Origin of the sequence: Streptomyces cinnabarinus (assembly GCF_027270315.1) — a bacterium.
Lineage (GTDB): Bacteria > Actinomycetota > Actinomycetes > Streptomycetales > Streptomycetaceae > Streptomyces > Streptomyces cinnabarinus.
On record NZ_CP114413.1, the window covers coordinates 3261941 to 3280994 of the forward strand.

A 19054-nucleotide genomic window follows, 5' to 3' on the forward strand; every position below is an offset into this window, starting at 1 on the left:
CCGGCTGCTCCCGCCGGTGCGCCCATGGGAAGATCTGGTCCGTCCGCATGCTGAACACCCTGTGAGGGAGTGACCCCCGTGCCCGGTGAGAATCTGTCCCGCGACGAGGCCCGGGAGCGGGCCGCGCTGCTGTCCGTCGACGGGTACGACGTCTCGCTCGACCTGCGCTCCGCGGTCGGCGACGAGCCGTCGGACGGGCCGCGCACCTTCCGCTCGGTCACCACCATCCGCTTCCGCTGCGCCGAGCCGGGCGCCACGACCTTCGCCGATCTGATCGCGCCGGGGGTCACGGCGGTCTCCCTCAACGGCCGGGACCTCGACCCGAGCGAGGTCTTCGACGGCTCCCGGATCGCCCTGGAGGACCTGGCCGCCGACAACGAGCTGATCGTCGACGCGCGGTGCGCCTACTCCCGCACCGGCGAGGGCATGCACCGCTTCGTCGACCCCGAGGACGGCGAGGTGTACCTGTACACCCAGTACGAGCCGGCCGACTCCCGCCGGGTCCACGCCTGCTTCGAGCAGCCTGATCTCAAGGCGCCGTTCCGCTTCGAGGTGCGGGCGCCCGAGGGCTGGACGGTGTGGAGCAACGGCGTGGGCCGGCTCGCCGACGGGGTGTGGCGGTTCGCGGAGACCAAGCCGATCTCGACGTACATCACCTGCGTGGTGGCGGGCCCGTACCACTACGTCACGGACTCCTACACGCGGACCTTTGACGACGGTACGACGCTGGAGATCCCCCTCGGCGCCATGTGCCGCAAGGGGCTCGCGCCGCACTTCGACGCGGACGACGTCTTCCTGGTCACCAAGCAGGGCCTGGACTTCTTCCACGACCACTTCGACTACCCGTATCCGTTCGGGAAGTACGACCAGGCCTTCGTGCCCGAGTACAACCTGGGCGCGATGGAGAACCCGGGCCTGGTGACCTTCCGCGAGGAGTACATCTTCCGCGGGAAGGTGACGCGGGCCTCGTACGAGGCGCGGGCCAACGTCATCCTGCACGAGATGGCACACATGTGGTTCGGCGACCTGGTCACCATGGAGTGGTGGGACGACCTGTGGCTGAAGGAGTCCTTCGCGGACTTCATGGGCTCCTTCGCCACGGTGGGCGCGACCCGTTTCACCGACGGCTGGATCACCTTCGCCAACCGTCGCAAGGCGTGGGCCTACCGCGCCGACCAGCTGCCCTCCACGCACCCGGTCACGGCCGACATCCGTGACCTCCAGGACGCGAAGCTGAACTTCGACGGCATCACGTACGCCAAGGGCGCGTCCGTGCTGAAGCAGTTGGTGGCGTACGTCGGCCAGGAGGCGTTCCTGGAGGGTGCCCGGCGCTACTTCAAGCGGCACGCCTACGGCAACACCCGCCTCGGCGACCTGCTCTCGGTGCTTGGTGAGACCAGCGGCCGGGACATGGCCGCCTGGTCCCGGTCCTGGCTCCAGACGGCCGGGGTCAACTCCCTCACCCCGCAGGTGCTGCTGGACCCGGCGGGCCGGGTCTCGGAGCTGGCGGTGGTGCAGGAGGCGGCCGAGTCGCATCCGGAGCTGCGGCCGCACCGGATCGCGGTGGGCCTGTACCGCCGTACCGGCGACGCGCTGGAGCGGTACGCGCGCGTGGAGGTGGACGTCGACGGTCCGCGTACGGTCGTGGCGGAGCTGGCCGGGGCCGAGGCGCCGGAGCTGGTGCTGGTCAACGACGACGATCTGACGTACTGCAAGACCCGCTTCGACGAGACCTCGCTGGCCGCGCTGCGCCGGGGCCTGGGCGACATGACCGACCCGCTGGCCCGCGCGCTGTGCTGGTCGGCGCTGTGGAACATGACGCGGGACGCGCTGCTGCCCGCGCGGGAGTTCATCGACCTGGTGCTGAAGTTCGCGGCGCGGGAGTCCGACATCGGTGTGCTCCAGCAGCTGCACGCCTGGGCGGAGTCGGCGGCCGTGCACTACAGCGCGCCCGAGCGGCGGGAGGAGGCCGGGCGGCGGCTGTGCCAGGGCGCGGTGATGGAGCTGCACGGCGCCGAGCCCGGCAGCGAGCACCAGCTGGCCTGGGCGCGGTTCTTCGCGCGGGTGGCCGATGTACCGGCGGCGTTCGAGATGCTGACGGCGCTGCTGGACGGCACGATGCCGCTGTCGGGTCTGGAGGTCGACCAGGAGCTGCGCTGGGCGTTCCTGGACGCGCTCGCGGCGCAAGACGTCGTCGGCGACAAGGAGCTGGCCGCCGAACTCGCCCGGGACGACACCGCGTCGGGCAAGCGGCATCAGGTGCGCTGTCTCGCCGCCCGTCCGCAGGCCGCGGTCAAGGCGCAGGCGTGGGCGCAGGTGGTGGAGTCGGAGGAGCTGTCCAACGCGCTGGTGGAGGCGACCATCGCGGGCTTCGCGCGGGCGTCGCAGCGGGAGCTGACTGCGCCGTACACCCAGAAGTACTTCGCGGCGATCGAGCGGGTGTGGGCCGAGCGGTCGATCCAGATCGGCATGGTCGTGGTGCAGGGCCTGTTCCCCTCCCTCCAGGAGTCCCAGGAGACGCTGGACGCCACGGACGCCTGGCTCTCCGCGCACGAGGGGGCGGCTCCGGCGCTGCGCCGGCTGGTGCTGGAGGCGCGGGACGACTTGGCACGGGCGTTGCGGGGACAGGCGTGCGACGCGGCGGCGGACGCCTGATCTCTGGCCAACGCTTTCCGCCTCCGTGACCGTTACGGAATTCAGGCAATAGCAGCCGTAACCCCTGGTCCCACCCGTTTGGACCAGGGGTTTTCGGTGCCTACTCGGCATCCGAACACCCGTCCTTTAGGGCGAGCTTGTCCAGATTTGTCGACGGGCGTGTAACAGGGGTTAAGGGCCGGATCGGACGCGGGAATCCCCGGGTCATGAACCACAACACCCCGCTCTCCCCCCGCCCCCTCCACCAGCTCACCGACGTCCGCCGCCGGGTCCTGACGGCCGCGCAGCTGCGGGCGCACGGCGTCCCGGCCGCCGAGACGAACGAGCAGTGCCGGGCCGGCGGCCCCTGGCAGCAGCTCCTCCCGGGCGTCTACCTGCTCCACCCCGGCCCCCCGACCAGCGAGGAGCGGCTGAACGCGGTGCTGCTGTACGCGGCGCGGGAGCGGACCGCCGGGGTGCCGCCGCAGCCGGGGTCCGGGGAGCCGCACCGCCCGGTGTACACGGAGGCGGTGATCACCGGCCTGGCGGCGCTGACGCTCCACGGTTTCGCGGCGACCCCGCCCCTGACCGCCCTGGACACCATCGACGTCCTGGTCCCCCGCCTGCGCCGACTCCGCTCGACGGGCTGCGCCCGCATCGTCCGGACGCCCTCGATGCCGCCGGCGGAGGAGGTCACGGGACTCCCGGTCGCCCCCGTGCCGCGGGCGCTGGCCGACGCGGTGGCCGAACTCTCCGACGCGGGCGCGGTGCGCCGGCTGCTGACCGAGGCGGTGCGCGGTGGGCACTGTGAACCGGCGGCGGTGGTACGGGAGTTGAACCAGGCGAAGCTGCTGGGCCGGCCGCATGTGGTGGACGCCGTGGACTCCCTGCTGGCCGAGGGACGCGCCATCGCGGAGGACCGTCTGTACACGATGGTCCGCGAGTACGGCCTCCCCGACCCGGTCTGGAACCTCGACCTGCGCCTGCCGGGCGGGCCGCATCTGGGGGGCCTGGACGCGTACTGGCCGGAGCACGCGGTGGCGGTGGAACTGGACACGCGGGCCCCTCGACAGGACGAGGACGCCCTGTGGTCGGAGTACGCCCGCAAGCGCGAGCACCTGGAGCGGCTCGGCATCACGGTCGTGTACATCACCCCGAAGAAGCTCCGCGAGTCCCTGGAACAGCAGGCGGCGGTGGTCCGCACGGCCCTGATGGCGTCGACGGACCGGGATCCGGCGGCGTATGTCGTGGTGCTGCCCCGGTAGTTGGGGGTGGGGTGGCATCGGGAGGGGAGGGGAGGGGCCGCCGGGGGTGCGCTACTGGCGGCCCCTCCCCGTGCGGAGACGGCTCCACCAGCTCTTCCGGGTCCGGGGCGGCCGTACAGCCGTCGGCAGGAACGGTGTGCGGGGCGGACGGGGCGTGGGGGGGACGGGTGAGTTCCGCGCCTGCGAGGCCGCCGACGTCGATGCAGAGCGCGCCCTCCTCGTTGACCAGACAGATCTTGCTGCCGGCGGAGGCGATGGCACTGGCGGCCATGTCGAGGGCGAGTACGGCGATCGGCCGGTCCGGCCGGTGGGGATCCCACAGTCGCAGCGAGCCGTCCACGTGCGCCACGGCCAGCACCACCCTGCCCGGACCGGCGCCCACATGAACGGCGGCCATGTCCGCGATGAGGGTGTTGCCCTCCGCCATCACGGCGAGCCGAGTGCGGCTTGCGAGGTCCCACAGGAAGACCTTGCGGTAGTCGCACACAGCAAGCGCCGGTTCAGGCAGGTACACAAGCGCGGCGCCCTTGGGGAACGTGGTGGTCACACCGGAGAGTTCCCAGATGTGCTGCGGGTGGTCGTGATCGAACACGATGGTGTGCTCCTGCACATACGCGAGGATGAGGGCTCCACCGCCCCGCATCCGCAGGACCCTGATGCCACTGGGGCTGCGCAGGCGCTTACCATCGACGCGGCAGTCCTGCTTCCATCCGCCTCCAGTGCGCGGGGCCTCGGAGCACACGATCCCCCAGCCGTCGTCCAGTCTCTCCGCGTGGGCTATCAGGAGACGACCGTCCGAGCTCAGGAACGGCGCAGCACCGTAGAGGTAGTTGCTCAGTTCGGGCACTGATCTGCGTCCGTCCCTCTGCGTCCAGACTGTCCACTCCTGAGATCTGAACAACAGCGGTCCTCCGGGCGGCCCTGTCACCCCGGACATCACCTTCTCCGGCCGGTCGATGAGATCGCCGGTCGCCGCATCACGGAAGGTGAATTCGTCCTCGGCGGAGCAGACGGCGAACGCGTCACCGTGACCGGGCACCTGGATGGCACAGACGCTCGCGGAGCGGCGGTGCGGGGACGCATCGGCACGGTCCGGCACTGCTGGTCGGGGCATCTCGAACACAGTGACCTTCTCATCTTCACCCGTGATCGAGATCAGCAGGAGCTCACCGCCAGGGCCCTCCACCACAGTGAAGGCGCCTTGAAAGGCGAGATCCACCATGACCGGCAATTCCGTCGAGTAGCCGCTCCTCCCGTCCCACAGGCTCAGTGGTCTGCGCCCCATGGACGAAGGCGCCAGCACCACCTGATCCCGCGTCGCGGGGATCGCTGCCATCCCCGCGCCGTCTGCCGGGGCGACAAGGATCCGCACCGGAACCCGACCCGCGCGAGGGCGGGATGAGAGGGGGAACGAGCGAGACTGGGCAGCGACCACAAGTCGCGGTGAACCGCCGTTCCCGTGCAGGCCGACCATGGCACCGATGGCGTTGCCGACGTCGAACGCCTTGTCACGACGCGCCTTGAGGTCCCTCACTCGAATCTCACCCGATCCGACGCTTGCGGCATAGGCGACCAAGACGCGCCCGTCGCTGGTCCGCATACCCGCGAGGTGTCCCACGGCGGTCATGCTCTTGTTACGGAAGGCCTCGGTCTGGCTCCGTTCGCGCGGATCCCAGATCTCCACACCCCCGAAACCACCGACGGCCAGGTGGTCCCGCTCCTGGTCGAAAGGTACGGCCGCCAGCACCGTGGCCATCACGCCGGAGCAGGTCAAAGGCGCGCCAACCATGGACTGGGACACGGGATCCCAGAAGTGGATGCGGGACCAAACAGCCTCCTCCGCGAGGGCCACCACCGTACGGCCATCACCCCAACGCAGCGCGGCAAGCGCCGTCACTTTCTCGCACTCCAGCGCGAACACACTGGTCGTAGGACTGCGCAGCCGACTGAAATCGGCCCATACCGGCGCCCATGACGCACCCCGCGACCACCAGCCTGCCGGATCCGGCAACACCCCGCGGAACTGTGCCTCGGCCACCGCCCGCAGAGCGCCGCGCTCGCCCGGAGCCGCCGCCGAGAGACGGTGATGCGCCGCACGGATCGCCGAGACCGCGTCCGGCAGCGGCGCCCGTCCCGGACGTGGTCGCGCCGCCTCGACCGCGACCGCGCCCGGGGCGAGGCAGTCCAGCAGGCGCGGTCTGGACACCAGCAGCTGCCAGTCGTCCGCGGCCGCGACATGTCCAGGAAGGTGGTGGACGAGGTAGGGGTGGGGCGGGGAAGGCATCGCCGCCTCGGCGGATTCGCACAGCCCTCGGGCGATCAGGCGGTGGCGGTCCGGGAGTTCGCCCGCCCGTGCCGCGAAGTAGTGCTCCTGGAAGGTGCGGTGTGCCAGTCGGTACACGCTCTGGCCGTGTTCGGCGTCGAGCATGATGTACGGCGCCGCGTCCGCCAGCAGGGCGTCGACGGCCGCTTCGTCGATGGCCGCGCTGTCCAGGGTGCGGGCGGCGATCTGCCAGACCCCGTCGGTACGCGGCAGTCCGCGGCCCTGGCCCAGGGCGAGGGCCTCCAGCAGCGGCGCGTAGGCCGGATCGCGGTCGCCGAGTCGACTCACCGCCGCCGCGAACAGTGCGCGGTAGTCGTGAGCCAGCAACTCCCCGCGCTGCTCCCGGTTCGCGGACCGGAGCAGTTCGGGCCGGGCCATCAGTTCATGGACCGCCAGCCTGGCGTACAGGAAGTGCCGCTCACGTGCTTCGATCTCCCGCCGCACCGCGTCCAGTTCCGCCATGTCGATCTCCGGAAACCCGGCCAGCAACCGCCGCCGTACGTACTCGTCCGCCGCGGCGCTGTCCCGCTCCACGGTGACCCGTTCCGGCGGGCTGCCCAGCGCGTCCAGGATGTCCGTGTCCTCGCCCGCCGGGGAGTCCGGGCCCTCCTTCGTGGAGCCGCGGGTGCCGATCAGGACGCGGACTCCGTCGATCTCGGCGATGCGGGCTAGGGTGCCGCGGGCGACGACCAAAGGGTCCTGGGCCTCGTCCAAGGCGTCGACCAGGACCGTGAAGGGCGTCTCGCGCTCCGACAGCAACGCCACCAACTGGTCCGCGTCCTCGACCGAGTCGTCCGCTGCGAGCTGCCGTACGACGTCTGTTGTCGTCGCGCCCGTCAAGTGCAGGACCGCGTCGAACACGTGCGGTGGGGGCAGGGTCTCCATACCCGGACCGTCCGTCATTCCGGCCCGTGCCAGCAGTGCGCTCAGCTCCGGGTTGGCCTGGACCACGACGTTTCCGAGAAGCGCGGACTTGCCCGAGCCCGCCTCGCCGGTGACGACCAGCATGCCCCGGGTCGCGGTGTGCAGCCACTCGGCGATTCGGGCGCCCTCCTCGCGGCGGCCCATGAAGTACCAGGCCAGTTCGCCCTGTTCGGCGCCTTGGGCCTTGGGGAGGAAGTGGCCGCGTTCGTCGGGGGTGAGGGTGGCCACGAAGTCGCGGAGTTCGGCGTAGACGTCGAGTGGTGCCGTCACCGGGCCGGTCAGGCGGCGCCGGGGCAGGGGCGGGGCCTGGTAGAGGCCGAGGTCCGCGACCATGCCGGAGTCGCCCAGCCGGTCCTGGACCCGGCCCACCAGGTCGCGCAGCTGGATCGCCTCGTCGTTGTCGCTGTACCCGGAGAGCGCGTCCGACAGGACTTGACGGAACTTGCCGAGGTATCCGGCGCCGTAGCCGCCGACCCCGATGACCGCGAGCCGGTCCAGGCCGCCCTCGTCGTAGAGCCGGGAGAGCAGGATCTCGACGAACCGTTTGGCTCCGCACGCCTCGATGACGACGAGTGCCCATGCCTCCTCGTCCAGGGAGCGGTGCCGCCATTCCTCGATCACGTACTCGGCGAAGGACGCGGGGTTGAGCGCGTTCACCGTCATCGGGTCGGGGGTGTCCTCGACGGCAAGCCATGCCTTGGGGCCGAGGGCCTGGCCGTGACCGGCCCAGTAGAGCATCGAGCTGCGCGGGGCGGGCGGGTGCGCCCAGGCTCTCAGGCGACCGCCCACCGAGGAGTAGTCGCGCGGTCCCGGTCCCCAGTGCTCCTCCTGTCCGCCGATCTCCTCGACCAGCTCGGCGACCCGGGCCGCCTGGTCGTCGGCGTCCAGGGCGGGGAACGTCTGCTGCCGGTATCTCCCGATCGGGACCGGTACGAAGCTGAAGTCACTCATCGGGGGCTACCGCCAACACCAGTTGGCTCACCGCCGAGAATCCGCCGGACTTGGCCTCGATCCGGTAGAGGCCTGGTCCGGGCAGGGGTACCTCGGCGTACAGGCTGCCGTCGTGCGGGGTCAGCCACGGGCGGGCGATCTCCAGGTTCGCGGCGAGGTCGAAGACCTTGCAGACCACCGCCGCCGGGTTGTCCACGAGGTCGACCTCAATGGGGCAGGGACGGCCCACCTCCACCATGTCCGGTACGTACAGGCCGAGTTCCGTGGCGCCCAGTGGTGGGCCGAGCGGGCGCTCGGTGAGGACCGAGCAGGCGTAGGCGATGGCCTCCTCGCTGCGGGCGATGGATCCGTGGTTCTGCGGGAGGTAGAAGGCCGGGCTGCCGGGCAGGGTGGCGGCGTCCCGGTAGACCGTGCCGTCGCCGCGCCGGTCGGCGCAGGTGCCGCCGTCCGGGACGTACTCCTGGACGTGCGCCGTACCGCCCGCCAGCGTCAGGCTCTGCGGGGTGCGCTGACCGACGCCGACCACCGCGCGCAACTGCGGCAGTGGGGCCGCCGCACGCAGCCGCTCCTGCCGGTCGAGCGACCGCTGGGCCAACTCCAGGTCCCCACCGAGGGATTCGACGTCGACGGCGGTCAACTGGCTGTACGCGCAGCAGCGTTCCTTGACGCACCGGTAGCCGGGGAGCAGCTCATGGAGCCCCGGGAGGGTACAGGCCAGCGCCCGCAGTCGGCGGCGGGGCAGCGGCAGGGGCGTTCCCCGTCCCGTGGCGAGCAGGCCGGCCGCCTGGACCGAACCGTAGAAGGGCGTGCCCAGCGTGATCAGCGTCCGCAGTTCACCCGCACCCCCGAGTTCCGTCACGAAGTAATGCGCGACCAGCCCGCCCATGGAATGGGCGACCAGCGTGAGTCGGGCGTCCCGACTGCCCTGCGGATGGGCTCGCCATGCCTGTAAGTGGGCCTCGGCGGCCTTGGCCAGCTCCGCCGCCGCGTGGGCGACGGAGAGCCGCCAGTCGTAGGCGAATTCCAGGACCGCGTCCGGGTGGGCCGCGTTGTTCCGCACGCCCCGGAGCAGTTCGCGGTACGGCTCGAAGCCGCGCAGTACCGGGGCGAAGGCGGGGAAGCGCAGCATGCGGGTCGCCCGGATCCGGCCCGTGCGGCCCGCACGCTCGTCCTCGGTGACGTGCAGCTTGGCGAGCGCGTCGCCCGTCGTCCACGCGCTGCCGTACCAGCGCGGATCCGAGACGCCCCACAGGACCCGTCCGGTCGCGCTCTCGATCAGTTCGCTGCCCATGATCCCGGGCAGTACCACCACCGCGTCGCGGTGTCCTGCCGCCGGTGAAATCGCCACCGCGTGCTCCCCCGGAAGTCGCGCTTCACATGAGCAGCAGGATAGCCAGCGGGGCGGGTCGGGGCCCTACTCGCCGCAGAACTCCGCCTCCAGCACCGCGTCGCTGTCCCCCGCCCAGTCACCGTTGAAGTTGAAGGACAGGGAGTGGCGGCCGTCCGCCGTGGTGACCGCCTCCGAGGTGGAGCCGTGGATGCCGCCGCCGTGACCCCAGACGGTGGTGCCGCAGGTGAGTTTGCGTTCGATCAGGCCCAGGCCGTAGCCCGCGTTCGGGATCTCGTCGACCTTGACCGTGGTCTTCATCTCCTTGAGCTGCTCGGCGGGGAGCAGCCGGCCCTTCAGCAGCGCGCTGTAGAAGCGGTTCAAGTCGGAGGAACTGGCGACCATTTCGCCTGCCGCGCCGGCCAGGCTCGGGTTCAGCTCGGTTACGTCGTACGTGGGGCCCGTCGTCGACTCGGCCAGCTTCGAGTAGCCGCGGCTGCTGGGCTGCGGGAGGGTGAACCGGGTACCGGGGACCGACGTCGCGCGCATGTTGAGCGGGGTGAGGATGCGGGCTCGGATTTCATCGCCGTACGCGTTGCCCGTGGCCTTCTCGATCACCAGGCCCGCGAGCAGGTAGTTGGTGTTGGAGTAGTGCCAGTCCGTACCGGGCTCGAAGTGCGGCTTGTTGGTCATGGCCAGCGCGATCAGTTCCTCGGGCGTCTTCGTGTCGTAGCGGTTCTGGAAGAAGCCGTCCTTGGTGAAGTACGCCTCTCCGAACGACTTGTCCTCGGTGACGTTGAAGATCCCGCTGGTGTGGTTGAGGAGTTGGCGCAGGGTGATCTCGCGGCCGTCGTGGCCGTTGCCCTCCACCGTGCCCGGCAGCCACTTGTCGACCTTGTCGTCCAGGGACAGCCGTCCCTCCGCCTCCAGTTGGAGCAGCACGGTCGCTACGAAGGTCTTGGTGATGCTGCCTACGCGGTAACGGTCTTCCGTCGATCGCTTCTTGCCCGTCCTGAGGTTGCCGACGCCCTCCGTCGCGGACCAGGTGTGGCTGTTCGTCCGCGCGGTGGCTGTCACTCCGGGTACGCCGTCCTTGACGGCCGCCTTCATCGCGTCGCGGGTGGCGGAGTGGCCACCGGACTGCGCCATCGCCGGGCCCACCAGAGCCGCCGAGAGCGCTACGGCCGTGGCAGCGACCAGCATCGTCCGAACTCGTACTCGCGTGGTCATGTCTTCCCCCTTCAAGGGCCCGACGCCTCGAATGCGTCGGGCCGGTCGGGAAGGCAGACCTGTGGCGATTCGGGATGGTTGAGCAATGTAGCCCGGTTGAGTGACTTTCAGCCCTTCTTCAGCACCAGTTCGGTGTTGCGGTCCGCGAGGGATCCGGCGAGGTCGGTCCGGGCGCCGGGGGCGTTGAAGGACAGCTCGCGGTAGAGGGCGGCGAGGCCGGTCTGGGAGAGGTCGGTGAAGTCGGTGCGGTGCGGGGCGGCGGCCTCCACGCAGGTGGTGAACAGGGAGATCGTGCCGTCCTTGTTGTCCACCAGCTCGATGACCCGGGCGAGCTGGGGGTAGTCGACGTGCGAGGCGGTGGAGATCTCCCAGAAGGAGCGGCCGTCGGGCGCCGAGTGCGGGGTGATGGCGTTGCGGTGGATGTGGCCGTTCACCCAGGCCAGGACGTTGGGGTGGCTGCCGAGGAGGGCGAGGACCTCCTGGCCGTTGTGGCGTCGCTCGGTCGGCCGGGCCGGGTCGGGGCGCGTGTTGTCCATCGTCTCGCTGGTGTGGTGGCTGAAGACGATGGCGTACGAGTCCTTGTTGTCCCGCAGCGTCTTGTCCAGCCAGCGCAACTGGGCGCTGCCGATGGACCCTTCGTAGTGGCCGCCCGCGTCGGTGGTGTCCATGCTGATGCCGATGACGTCGTCGGCGATGCGGAAGCTGTAGTACTGGGTGCCCGCGTCGAGGTTCGCCGAGGAGTAGCCGTGTCCGACCGGGCCGACGCCCCGGTGGGCCGGGTCGAGGTGGGCCTTGAGGTACTCGGTCGGGGTGTACGGGGCACGCCGCTCGTCGGCGGTGACCGAGCGCATGTCGCGGGCGTGGGCCTTGAGCACCTCGCGGAGCAGGGCGCCCTGGGGGTCCTTGGCCTTCTTCAGGGCGTCCTGGAGCTTCTTGGCCTCGGCCGCGGGCAGGCTCATCAGCTTCTTGCCGCCCACGGCGTAGTCGGTGAGGTAGGTGTCGCCGTGCGAGGCGTAGCAGCCGAGCGGCAGGGAGTCGTGGTTGCCGACGGTGGAGTACCAGGGGATGGTCAGGCCGGGGCTGTTCAGCTCCCGCACGGCCGCCGCGAGGAAGCCCTCCAGGTAGGGGAAGCCGAGCTGCTTGTCGTGGTCGCGGACGGCCGAGTCGGGCTGCCAGTACTGCTTCAGACCGCTGTTGAGGACGCCCTCGTAGTGCCGCGGGTCACCGGAGTCGGGGGTGATCCGGCCGCCGCTCATGACGGTGAGGAACCACTCCAGCTCGGTGCGGGCGTTGTTGTCGGTGTTGTCGCCGGTGGTCATGGCGAACTGGAGCGGGGCGCCGGTGACGGGGGCGCCCCGCAGCGCGTTGACCCGCTCGATCAGCGAGACGGCGCCGTGCACGGTGAGCGCCTCGTGCGGGCGCCAGGCGTGCACGTCGGTGGAGCGCAGGTACTCCAGGCGCATCGGGTGCTGGGCGTCGATGATGTGCAGGTCGGTGAGCTGGACGAACGCGGCGAGCGTCGTACGGCGGTCCGCGCGGCCCGACTTGGGCGCGGCCAGCTCGCCGCGCACCGTGCGGCGCCAGCCGGGCCCGTCGCCGAGCCGGCGGAAGCCGGAGGTGCCCCGGGGCGCGGAGACGCCCGCGAGGGTGGTGCCGCGGGTGTAGGGGCGCAGCGGCAGGAAGGGCGCCCGGCGCGAAGAGGCGACGGGCGCCTCCCCGGAGGCGGCGGCCGCCGGGGTGCCGGTGGTCGTGGTGGCGGCCTGGCTGTCGGTGGGCCGCAGGGCGTAGCCGACACCGGCGGAGAGGGACACCGCACCGGCGGCGGCGAGGACGGTACGGCGGTGGACGCCCAGCGCGGAGCTGGCGACAGAGCGTATGCGCGACATGGCGCGGTCTCCCCGAGTGCGTGACGCGTCGGCAGTGGTCGCGGGCGTCGCTGTCGCGAACAACCCGCTCGCTCTGGATCGTTGGCACCGGGAATGACCTGCGCGTGAACGAGGCGGCAACGCGCAGCGCCGATCACCGTACGTGGATCTTGGGCTACCCTGCGCGCCCCCAGCCGCTCCTCGGACGGCCGGGGCGCGGTTACTCCGTGTTCATCTTCGCGGGTATCCGGCGGGTACTCGGGGGGATTTCAGGGGTGCTCCGGGTTCGCGGGCGAGTACTCCGGCGGGGACCAGCGCAGGGGTACGGCGGCCGGAATCTCGATCGCCTCGAACAGGGTGAACCGGACTCGGCGTTCGGGTGCGAACTCGACCCGGGCCTCGCCGGTGAGGTGCAGGGCCGTGCCCGAGGTCCAGTCCAGGAAGAGCAGTCCGGCGCGCGGGTCGGCGGCGAGGTTGCCGAGGCTGAGGAACATGGCGTTGCCCGGGTAGTCGCGCCAGCTCAGTTCGCGCGGTGAGTCGACGCGCACGAAGCCGGGGTTGCCGCCGCGATGGCTGGCGTCGGCACCGCCCGCGTGGACGCTGGCCAGGAAGAAGGTGTCCGCCGCGGCGACGAAGGCGGCCTGTCCCTCGGTCAGCTCGCCGCTCCGGCGGGGCTCGCCCGGAGCCCGGTCGGACAGGATCTCGTACGTCTGTCTGCGCTGGAGGTACTTCGGGCAGTTGGCGAAGACGCGGTCCGCCTCGATGGCGAGCCCGTTCGGGGTGGGCCGGGCGTGGCCGTTCAGCCGCATCCGGCGCCGGGTGCGCGGGTCGAGGGCGATGGTGCCGACCGGGGTGCCCCCGGTGGCGAGCGCCGCCGCGAGAGGGGCGGCCGGGGAGCCCCCTCCCGCGACGGAGATCTGCCGGGGTCCGGTGGCCCGCACGAACCCCGGCTCCCCCGCCAGCGGCGCCGCCCACACCCCGCCCGTCGCCGGGTCGGCGGCGCCGATCACCAGCAGCGGCTGGAGTTCGAGGAAGGCGGCGGCCACCGGCTTGATGCCCTCCCCGACGGACCGGCCGACATGGGCGGCGAGGTCCCGCACGCCGAGCCGGTCCTGCACGGCGAGCGAGCCCTCGTGGTAGACACCCATGGCTAGAAGAACCCGCAGGTGGGCGCCGACTCATGGGGCGCCGGAGCGCCCTCCGCGCCGCTCGGCACCGAGATCTCCAGCCGGGTGCCGTCGGGGTCGAAGAAGAAGATGCCGCCGGACCCGGCGCCTTCGGCATGGGCCACGACGCCGTCGTAGGCGAACTCCACGCCGTACTCGCGCAGGGCCGTCTCATAGGCGCGGACCCGCTCGACGGAGTCCGCCTGGAAGGCGAGGTGGTGCAGGCCGGCCCGGCTCTCGTCGTAGGGCGCCGCCGCCTGCTGCCAGAGCGTGAGGACGAGGGTGTCGCCGTCCCCCAGGAACGCGTATCGCCGGTCCTCCTCCTTGCCCTCGGCGAGCAGGGCGAAGCCGAGGACGTCCCGGTAGAAGGCGAGGGAGCGGTCGAGATCGGTGACGTTCAGGCCGAGGTGGCCGGTGCGCAGGGTCATGGGTTTTCCCTCCACTGGTTCTAACCTGTGTAAGTGAGATTAGTGGTTAGATTCAAAGGGTGTCAACCAGTCACCTACTCTTGACCGGTTAGCACGAAGGGAGCCCCCCATGTCCGACCCCCGCCCGCACCTCGGCGAGCCGCTCGCACTGGACCTGCTGAACACACGGTGGATGCGGGACGGGACCCTTCAGGACCTGCTGACGGACACCGAGGGGCTCGCGATCTGGCTCGCCTCGAACGGCCTGGACGGCACCTTCTCCGCCGACGCCACGACCCTGCGCCACCTGGTCCAGGCCCGCGACGCGATCAAGGCCGCCGTCGACGGGTCACCGCGGGACGCGGCGCCGCTCGTCGACGCGGTCCTCACGCACGGCCGTATCCGGGCCACGCTCACCGCGGACGGACCCGGCGAACTGCCCGAGTTCCACTCCCCCGCCTGGGGCCCGGCCTGGCTCGCCGCCCGCGACTACCTCCGGCTGCTCGCCGACGCGCCGGACCGGATCCGCGCCTGCGCCCACGAGGCCTGCGTCCTGTACTTCCTCGACACCTCGCGCAACGGCACCCGCCGCTGGCACTCCATGGCGACCTGCGGCAACCGCGCCAAGGCCTCCCGGCATTACGCCCGGACCAAGGAGGACTGACACCCCTCGGGCGACTTGCACCTTTACCGGTGATCACGCCCGGAAAGGGATAGCGGGTTTTCCCCATCCCTGAATCTCGATTGGGTCAACTCTCCCCAAACATCCTTGCCTTGGGTAAAGCTGAGCGATCGCTTCACGCTCGTTCCTTTACCTACAAGGGATGCCGATGACCCACACCCCCCAGCGCGAACCCATATCGGGCACCAGACGCGCGGCCCGGATCGCCGTGGCCGCGGGGCTCGTGGCCGCGCTCTCCGCCGCGGGGCCGATACCCATGGCCTTCGCCGAGGACGCCCCGGCCGCGGCCGACCCCGCCGTCAAGTCCGCGCACGACAAGCTCGGTTCGGACGACGCGGACCTGCTCGCCGACGCCAAGGCGGCCGGCGACAAGAACGTCACGATGATGATCGCCACCGCCCCCGGAAAGACCGAGCAGGTCGCCGGGGAACTGGACGCGGTCAAGGGCGGCTCCGTGGGCCGCACCTACGACAAGCTCGGCTACGTCCGGGCCACGGTCCCCACCGGCAAGGCCGACGCGGCCATCGCCGCCGCCGCGAAGCTCTCCTCGGTGCACGGCATCGACCTGCGCGAGGAGATCCCGCTGGAGGACCCGGCCGTCGACACCAAGAAGTCGGCGTCGACCGCGGCCGCCTACCCGGCCCCCGGCAAGAAGACCCCGGCCGAGAACCCGTACAACCCCTCCTTCGAGACGGGCGCCGTCGACTTCGTCGACGACCACCCGAAGGCGGACGGCCGCGGCATCACCATCGGTGTCCTGGACTCCGGCGTGGACCTCTCCCACCCCGCGCTCCAGAAGACCACCACCGGCGAGCGCAAGATCGTCGACTGGGTCACCGCGACCGACCCGATCCTCGACAGCGACGCCACCTGGCGCCCGATGACGACCAACGTCTCCGGGCCCAGCTTCACCTTCGGCGGCCGCACCTGGACGGCACCCGCCGGGTCGTACCAGGTCAACCTGTTCCGCGAGTCCGTCACCGCGGGCGGCGACGCCAAGGGCGACGCCAACCGGGACGGCGACACCACCGACGTCTGGGGCGTGCTCTACGACGCCGCGGCCGGCACGGTCCGGGTCGACCTGAACAACAACTTCGACTTCGGTGACGACACCCCGATGAAGCCGTACAAGGACGGCTTCCAGATCGGCTGGTTCGGCACCGACAACCCGGACACCGACGTCGCCGAGCGGCAGCCGTTCGTCGTGGAGATCCGCAAGGACGTCCCGATGGACCCCTTCGGCGGTGACTGGGTCGGCCAGAAGCGCGACTTCGTCAACATCGGCGTCATCGAGTCCGAGCACGGCACGCACGTGGCCGGCATCACCTCCGCCAACGGCCTGTTCGGCGGCGAGATGAACGGCGCCGCGCCCGGCGCGAAGGTCGTCTCCTCGCGCGCCTGCACCTGGACCGGCGGCTGCACCAACGTCGCGCTGACCGAGGGCATGATCGACCTCGTCGTCAACCGTGGCGTCGACATCGTCAACATGTCCATCGGCGGTCTGCCGGCGCTGAACGACGGCAACAACGCGCGCGCCGAGCTCTACACCCGCCTGATCGACACCTACGGCGTCCAGCTGGTGATCTCCGCGGGCAACTCAGGACCCGGCGCCAACACCATCGGCGACCCGGCCCTGGCCGAGAAGGTCATCTCGGTCGGCGCATCCGTGTCCCGGGAGACCTGGGCCGCCAACTACGGCTCCCAGGTCGAGAAGCGGTACGCGATGATGCCGTTCTCCTCCCGCGGCCCGCGCGAGGACGGCGGGTTCACCCCGACGCTCGTGGCACCGGGTGCCTCCGTCAACACCATCCAGACCTGGCTGCCGGGCGCCCCGGTCGCCGAGGCGGGCTACTCCCTGCCGGCCGGCTACGGCATGCTCCAGGGCACCTCGATGGCCTCCCCGCAGGCCGCCGGCTCCGCCGCGCTGCTGCTGAGCGCCGCCAAGCAGAAGGGCATCGCCCTCACCCCGGCGACCCTGCGCACCGCGCTCACCTCGACCGCCGACCACATCAGCGGGGTCCAGGCGTACGAGGAAGGCGCGGGCCTGATCAACATCCCGGACGCCTGGGACTCGATCAAGGACGGCGCCACCGCGCACACCTACTCGGTCAAGGCGCCGGTCGACACCGCGATCGACCAGTTCCTGAAGACCCCCGGCTTCGGCACCGGTCTGTACGACCGCGAGGGCGGTCTGAAGGCCGGCCAGAAGAAGACGTACGAGATCACCCTGACCCGTACGTCGGGCGCCGACCGCGCGATCCGGCACGAGCTGCACTTCGAGAACAACGCCGGTGACACCTTCCGCATCGTCGGCTCCGACGAGGTGAACCTGCCGCTGAACCAGCCGGTCACCGTCAAGGTGCAGGCCGCGCCGAAGTCCGCCGGGCTGAAGAGCGCGATCCTGGAGGTCGACGACCCGCGCACCGAGGGCATCGACAAGCAGGTCATGTCGACGGTCGTGGTCGCCGCGCCGCTGAAGTACACCTACTCGGCGTCCGGCACGGTGCAGCGCAACAGCACCAAGCACTACTTCGTGACCGTGCCCGAGGGCGCCAAGTCGCTGGAGGTCGCGATCGGCGGTCTGAAGGACAAGAGCCAGACCCGCTTCATCGCCATCCACCCCTACGGCGTTCCGTCGGACACCACGTCCACGCCGAACTGCTACAACAACTACCTCGACGGCAACGGCTGCCGCCCGGACGTGCGCTCGTACGCCGACCCGCAGCCCGGCGTCTGGGAGATCGAGGTCGAGTCGCGGCGTACCTCGCCGGTGCTCGACAACCCGTTCAAGCTGGACGTCACCGTCCTCGGCGCGGCCTTCGACCCGGAGACCGTGACCGTGCCCGAGGCCAAGGTCGGCACCCCGGTCGAGGCCTCCTGGAAGGTGACGAACAAGTTCGCCGCCCTGGACGGCAAGCTGGCCGGCGGCCCGCTCGGCTCCTCCAAGACGGCCCGGCGGACCATCGCCGACCACGAGACGCAGACCACCACGGTCGCGGTGCCCGAGGGCGCCTCGTCCCTGGACGTCGCCATCGGCAGTGTCTCGGACAACGCCGCCGACCTGGACCTGACGGTCTACGACCAGGCCGGCAACCAGGTCGCGCAGGCCGCCGACGGTGACTCGGAGGAGGCGGTCTCGATCGCCAAGCCCGCTGCCGGCACCTACACGATCGAGGTCGTGGGCTACTCGGTGCCCTCCGGCTCCACCGCCTACGACTACCTGGACGTGTTCTTCTCCGCCGCGCTCGGCTCGGTCACCGTCGACGAGTCGACGGCGGTCAAGCTCGGCACGGGCGACTCCGCCACGGTCGCCGCGAGCGTCACCGCCGCGGCCGCCGCGCCGGAGGGCCGTGAGTTCTTCGGCCAGGTCCAGCTGCTGAACGCGCGCGGCACGGTCGCGGGCTCGGGCAGCGTGAAGATCGAGAAGGTCACGCCGTAACGATTCGGTCGATACGGCAGAGCGGGCGGGCGTCCTCACGGGCGCCCGCCCTTTCTTCAGCTGCTTCTTCTGCTGCTTCTTCCGCGTGGGTCTACCGTTCGCAGGCCATGGAGCGGGACTCGGCCAGCGAGCGGGTGATCCACTCCCGTTCCATGGCGACCTCCTTGGCGCCGACCACCCACATGTCGGGCCGGGTGTCCTGCCCGGAGACACCGAACAGGACCTGGTCGCCCGTGCGCAGGCCGGGCACGGTGTCCTCGTCGATGACGTAGACGAGGGGCTCGTCCGCCACGGACCCGGGCTTCTCGGGCTTGTGCACCCGCGTCACCCGCACTTCCACGCGCACCTCTCCGGTGCCCGCACCGGCCGTCTCCACGGAGGTGACGTCCCCCTCCGCGACCAGGCTCGCGCAGGCGAGGTACCCGGGGCTGCCGAGGGCGAGGTCGGCCTGGGCCTCCTCCGACGCCTGCGACTTCGCGGCGTCGGCCGCCGACGCGCCCGAGTCGTCGCCGGCGCCGGTGCCGGACACCGAGACCAGCCAGCCCAGGCCCACCACCACGCTCCCGGCCGCGGCCACGGCGAGCGAGCCGAGGGCGACCCGGAACATCCGGCGTCTGACCTGTCGTACCGGACGGGGTGCCGGGGCCGGTCGCGGGGCCGGAGCCGGTGCGCCGGGTTCGGCCAGCGCCCGGCCGATGATGTCCAGTTGCTCCCGCAGGACGGCGAGGTCCGCGGTGGCCGAGCGGTGCTCGGCGCGGACGGCGTCGTCCGCCCCCTCGGGCAGGGGTTCGTCGGTGATCGCGGCCATCAACGCGTCGATGCCACTGTGTTCGGCGGTCAC

At 71.1% G+C, this 19054-nt stretch carries 11 protein-coding genes; 4 read left to right on the forward strand and 7 right to left on the reverse strand.

The annotated features are described in order from the left end of the window. Window positions 1–78 precede the first annotated feature (78 nt). Window positions 79–2655 (forward strand): aminopeptidase N, encoded by a 2577-nt coding sequence (gene pepN, locus STRCI_RS14665; RefSeq protein WP_269659376.1) that lies wholly within the window; start codon window positions 79–81, stop codon window positions 2653–2655. A 206-nt stretch (window positions 2656–2861) separates the two neighbouring features. Then, complete coding sequence (locus STRCI_RS14670; protein WP_269659377.1) at window positions 2862–3899, forward strand: hypothetical protein; 1038 nt, start codon at window positions 2862–2864, stop codon at window positions 3897–3899. Here STRCI_RS14670 and STRCI_RS14675 read toward each other — a convergent pair. From STRCI_RS14675 to STRCI_RS14700, 6 genes are all read right to left on the reverse strand, one after another. After that, window positions 3784–8097: an ATP-binding protein gene (locus STRCI_RS14675; RefSeq protein WP_269659378.1), complete on the reverse strand. Its 4314-nt coding sequence runs from the start codon at window positions 8095–8097 to the stop codon at window positions 3784–3786. The genes STRCI_RS14670 and STRCI_RS14675 overlap by 116 nt on opposite strands. Next, window positions 8090–9445: an alpha/beta hydrolase gene (locus tag STRCI_RS14680; protein ID WP_269659379.1), complete on the reverse strand. Its 1356-nt coding sequence runs from the start codon at window positions 9443–9445 to the stop codon at window positions 8090–8092. The genes STRCI_RS14675 and STRCI_RS14680 overlap by 8 nt, the downstream gene beginning before the upstream one ends. A gap of 66 nt (window positions 9446–9511) precedes the next feature. After that, a complete protein-coding gene (locus STRCI_RS14685; RefSeq protein ID WP_269659380.1) occupies window positions 9512–10654 on the reverse strand; it encodes a serine hydrolase domain-containing protein in 1143 nt (380 codons plus the stop codon). 107 nt (window positions 10655–10761) lie between these two features. Next, window positions 10762–12540: a TIGR03767 family metallophosphoesterase gene (locus STRCI_RS14690; RefSeq protein ID WP_269659381.1), complete on the reverse strand. Its 1779-nt coding sequence runs from the start codon at window positions 12538–12540 to the stop codon at window positions 10762–10764. 248 nt (window positions 12541–12788) lie between these two features. Then, the gene (locus STRCI_RS14695) at window positions 12789–13667 is read right to left on the reverse strand and encodes a pyridoxamine 5'-phosphate oxidase family protein (protein WP_269659382.1); all 879 of its coding nucleotides are present in this window, start codon (window positions 13665–13667) and stop codon (window positions 12789–12791) included. A gap of 2 nt (window positions 13668–13669) precedes the next feature. Next, window positions 13670–14113 carry a VOC family protein gene (locus STRCI_RS14700; protein ID WP_269659383.1) on the reverse strand — a complete coding sequence of 148 codons (444 nt, stop codon included), beginning with the start codon at window positions 14111–14113 and terminating at the stop codon, window positions 13670–13672. Between the two features lie 109 nt (window positions 14114–14222). Between STRCI_RS14700 and STRCI_RS14705 the strand changes: the two genes are divergently transcribed. Next, complete coding sequence (locus STRCI_RS14705; protein ID WP_269659384.1) at window positions 14223–14756, forward strand: CGNR zinc finger domain-containing protein; 534 nt, start codon at window positions 14223–14225, stop codon at window positions 14754–14756. A gap of 166 nt (window positions 14757–14922) precedes the next feature. Next, on the forward strand, window positions 14923–18213 hold the full coding sequence (locus STRCI_RS14710; RefSeq protein WP_269659385.1) for a S8 family serine peptidase: 3291 nt from the start codon (window positions 14923–14925) through the stop codon (window positions 18211–18213). 91 nt (window positions 18214–18304) lie between these two features. Here STRCI_RS14710 and STRCI_RS14715 read toward each other — a convergent pair whose 3' ends face one another. Then, a complete protein-coding gene (locus STRCI_RS14715) occupies window positions 18305–19054 on the reverse strand; it encodes a hypothetical protein (RefSeq protein ID WP_269659386.1) in 750 nt (249 codons plus the stop codon).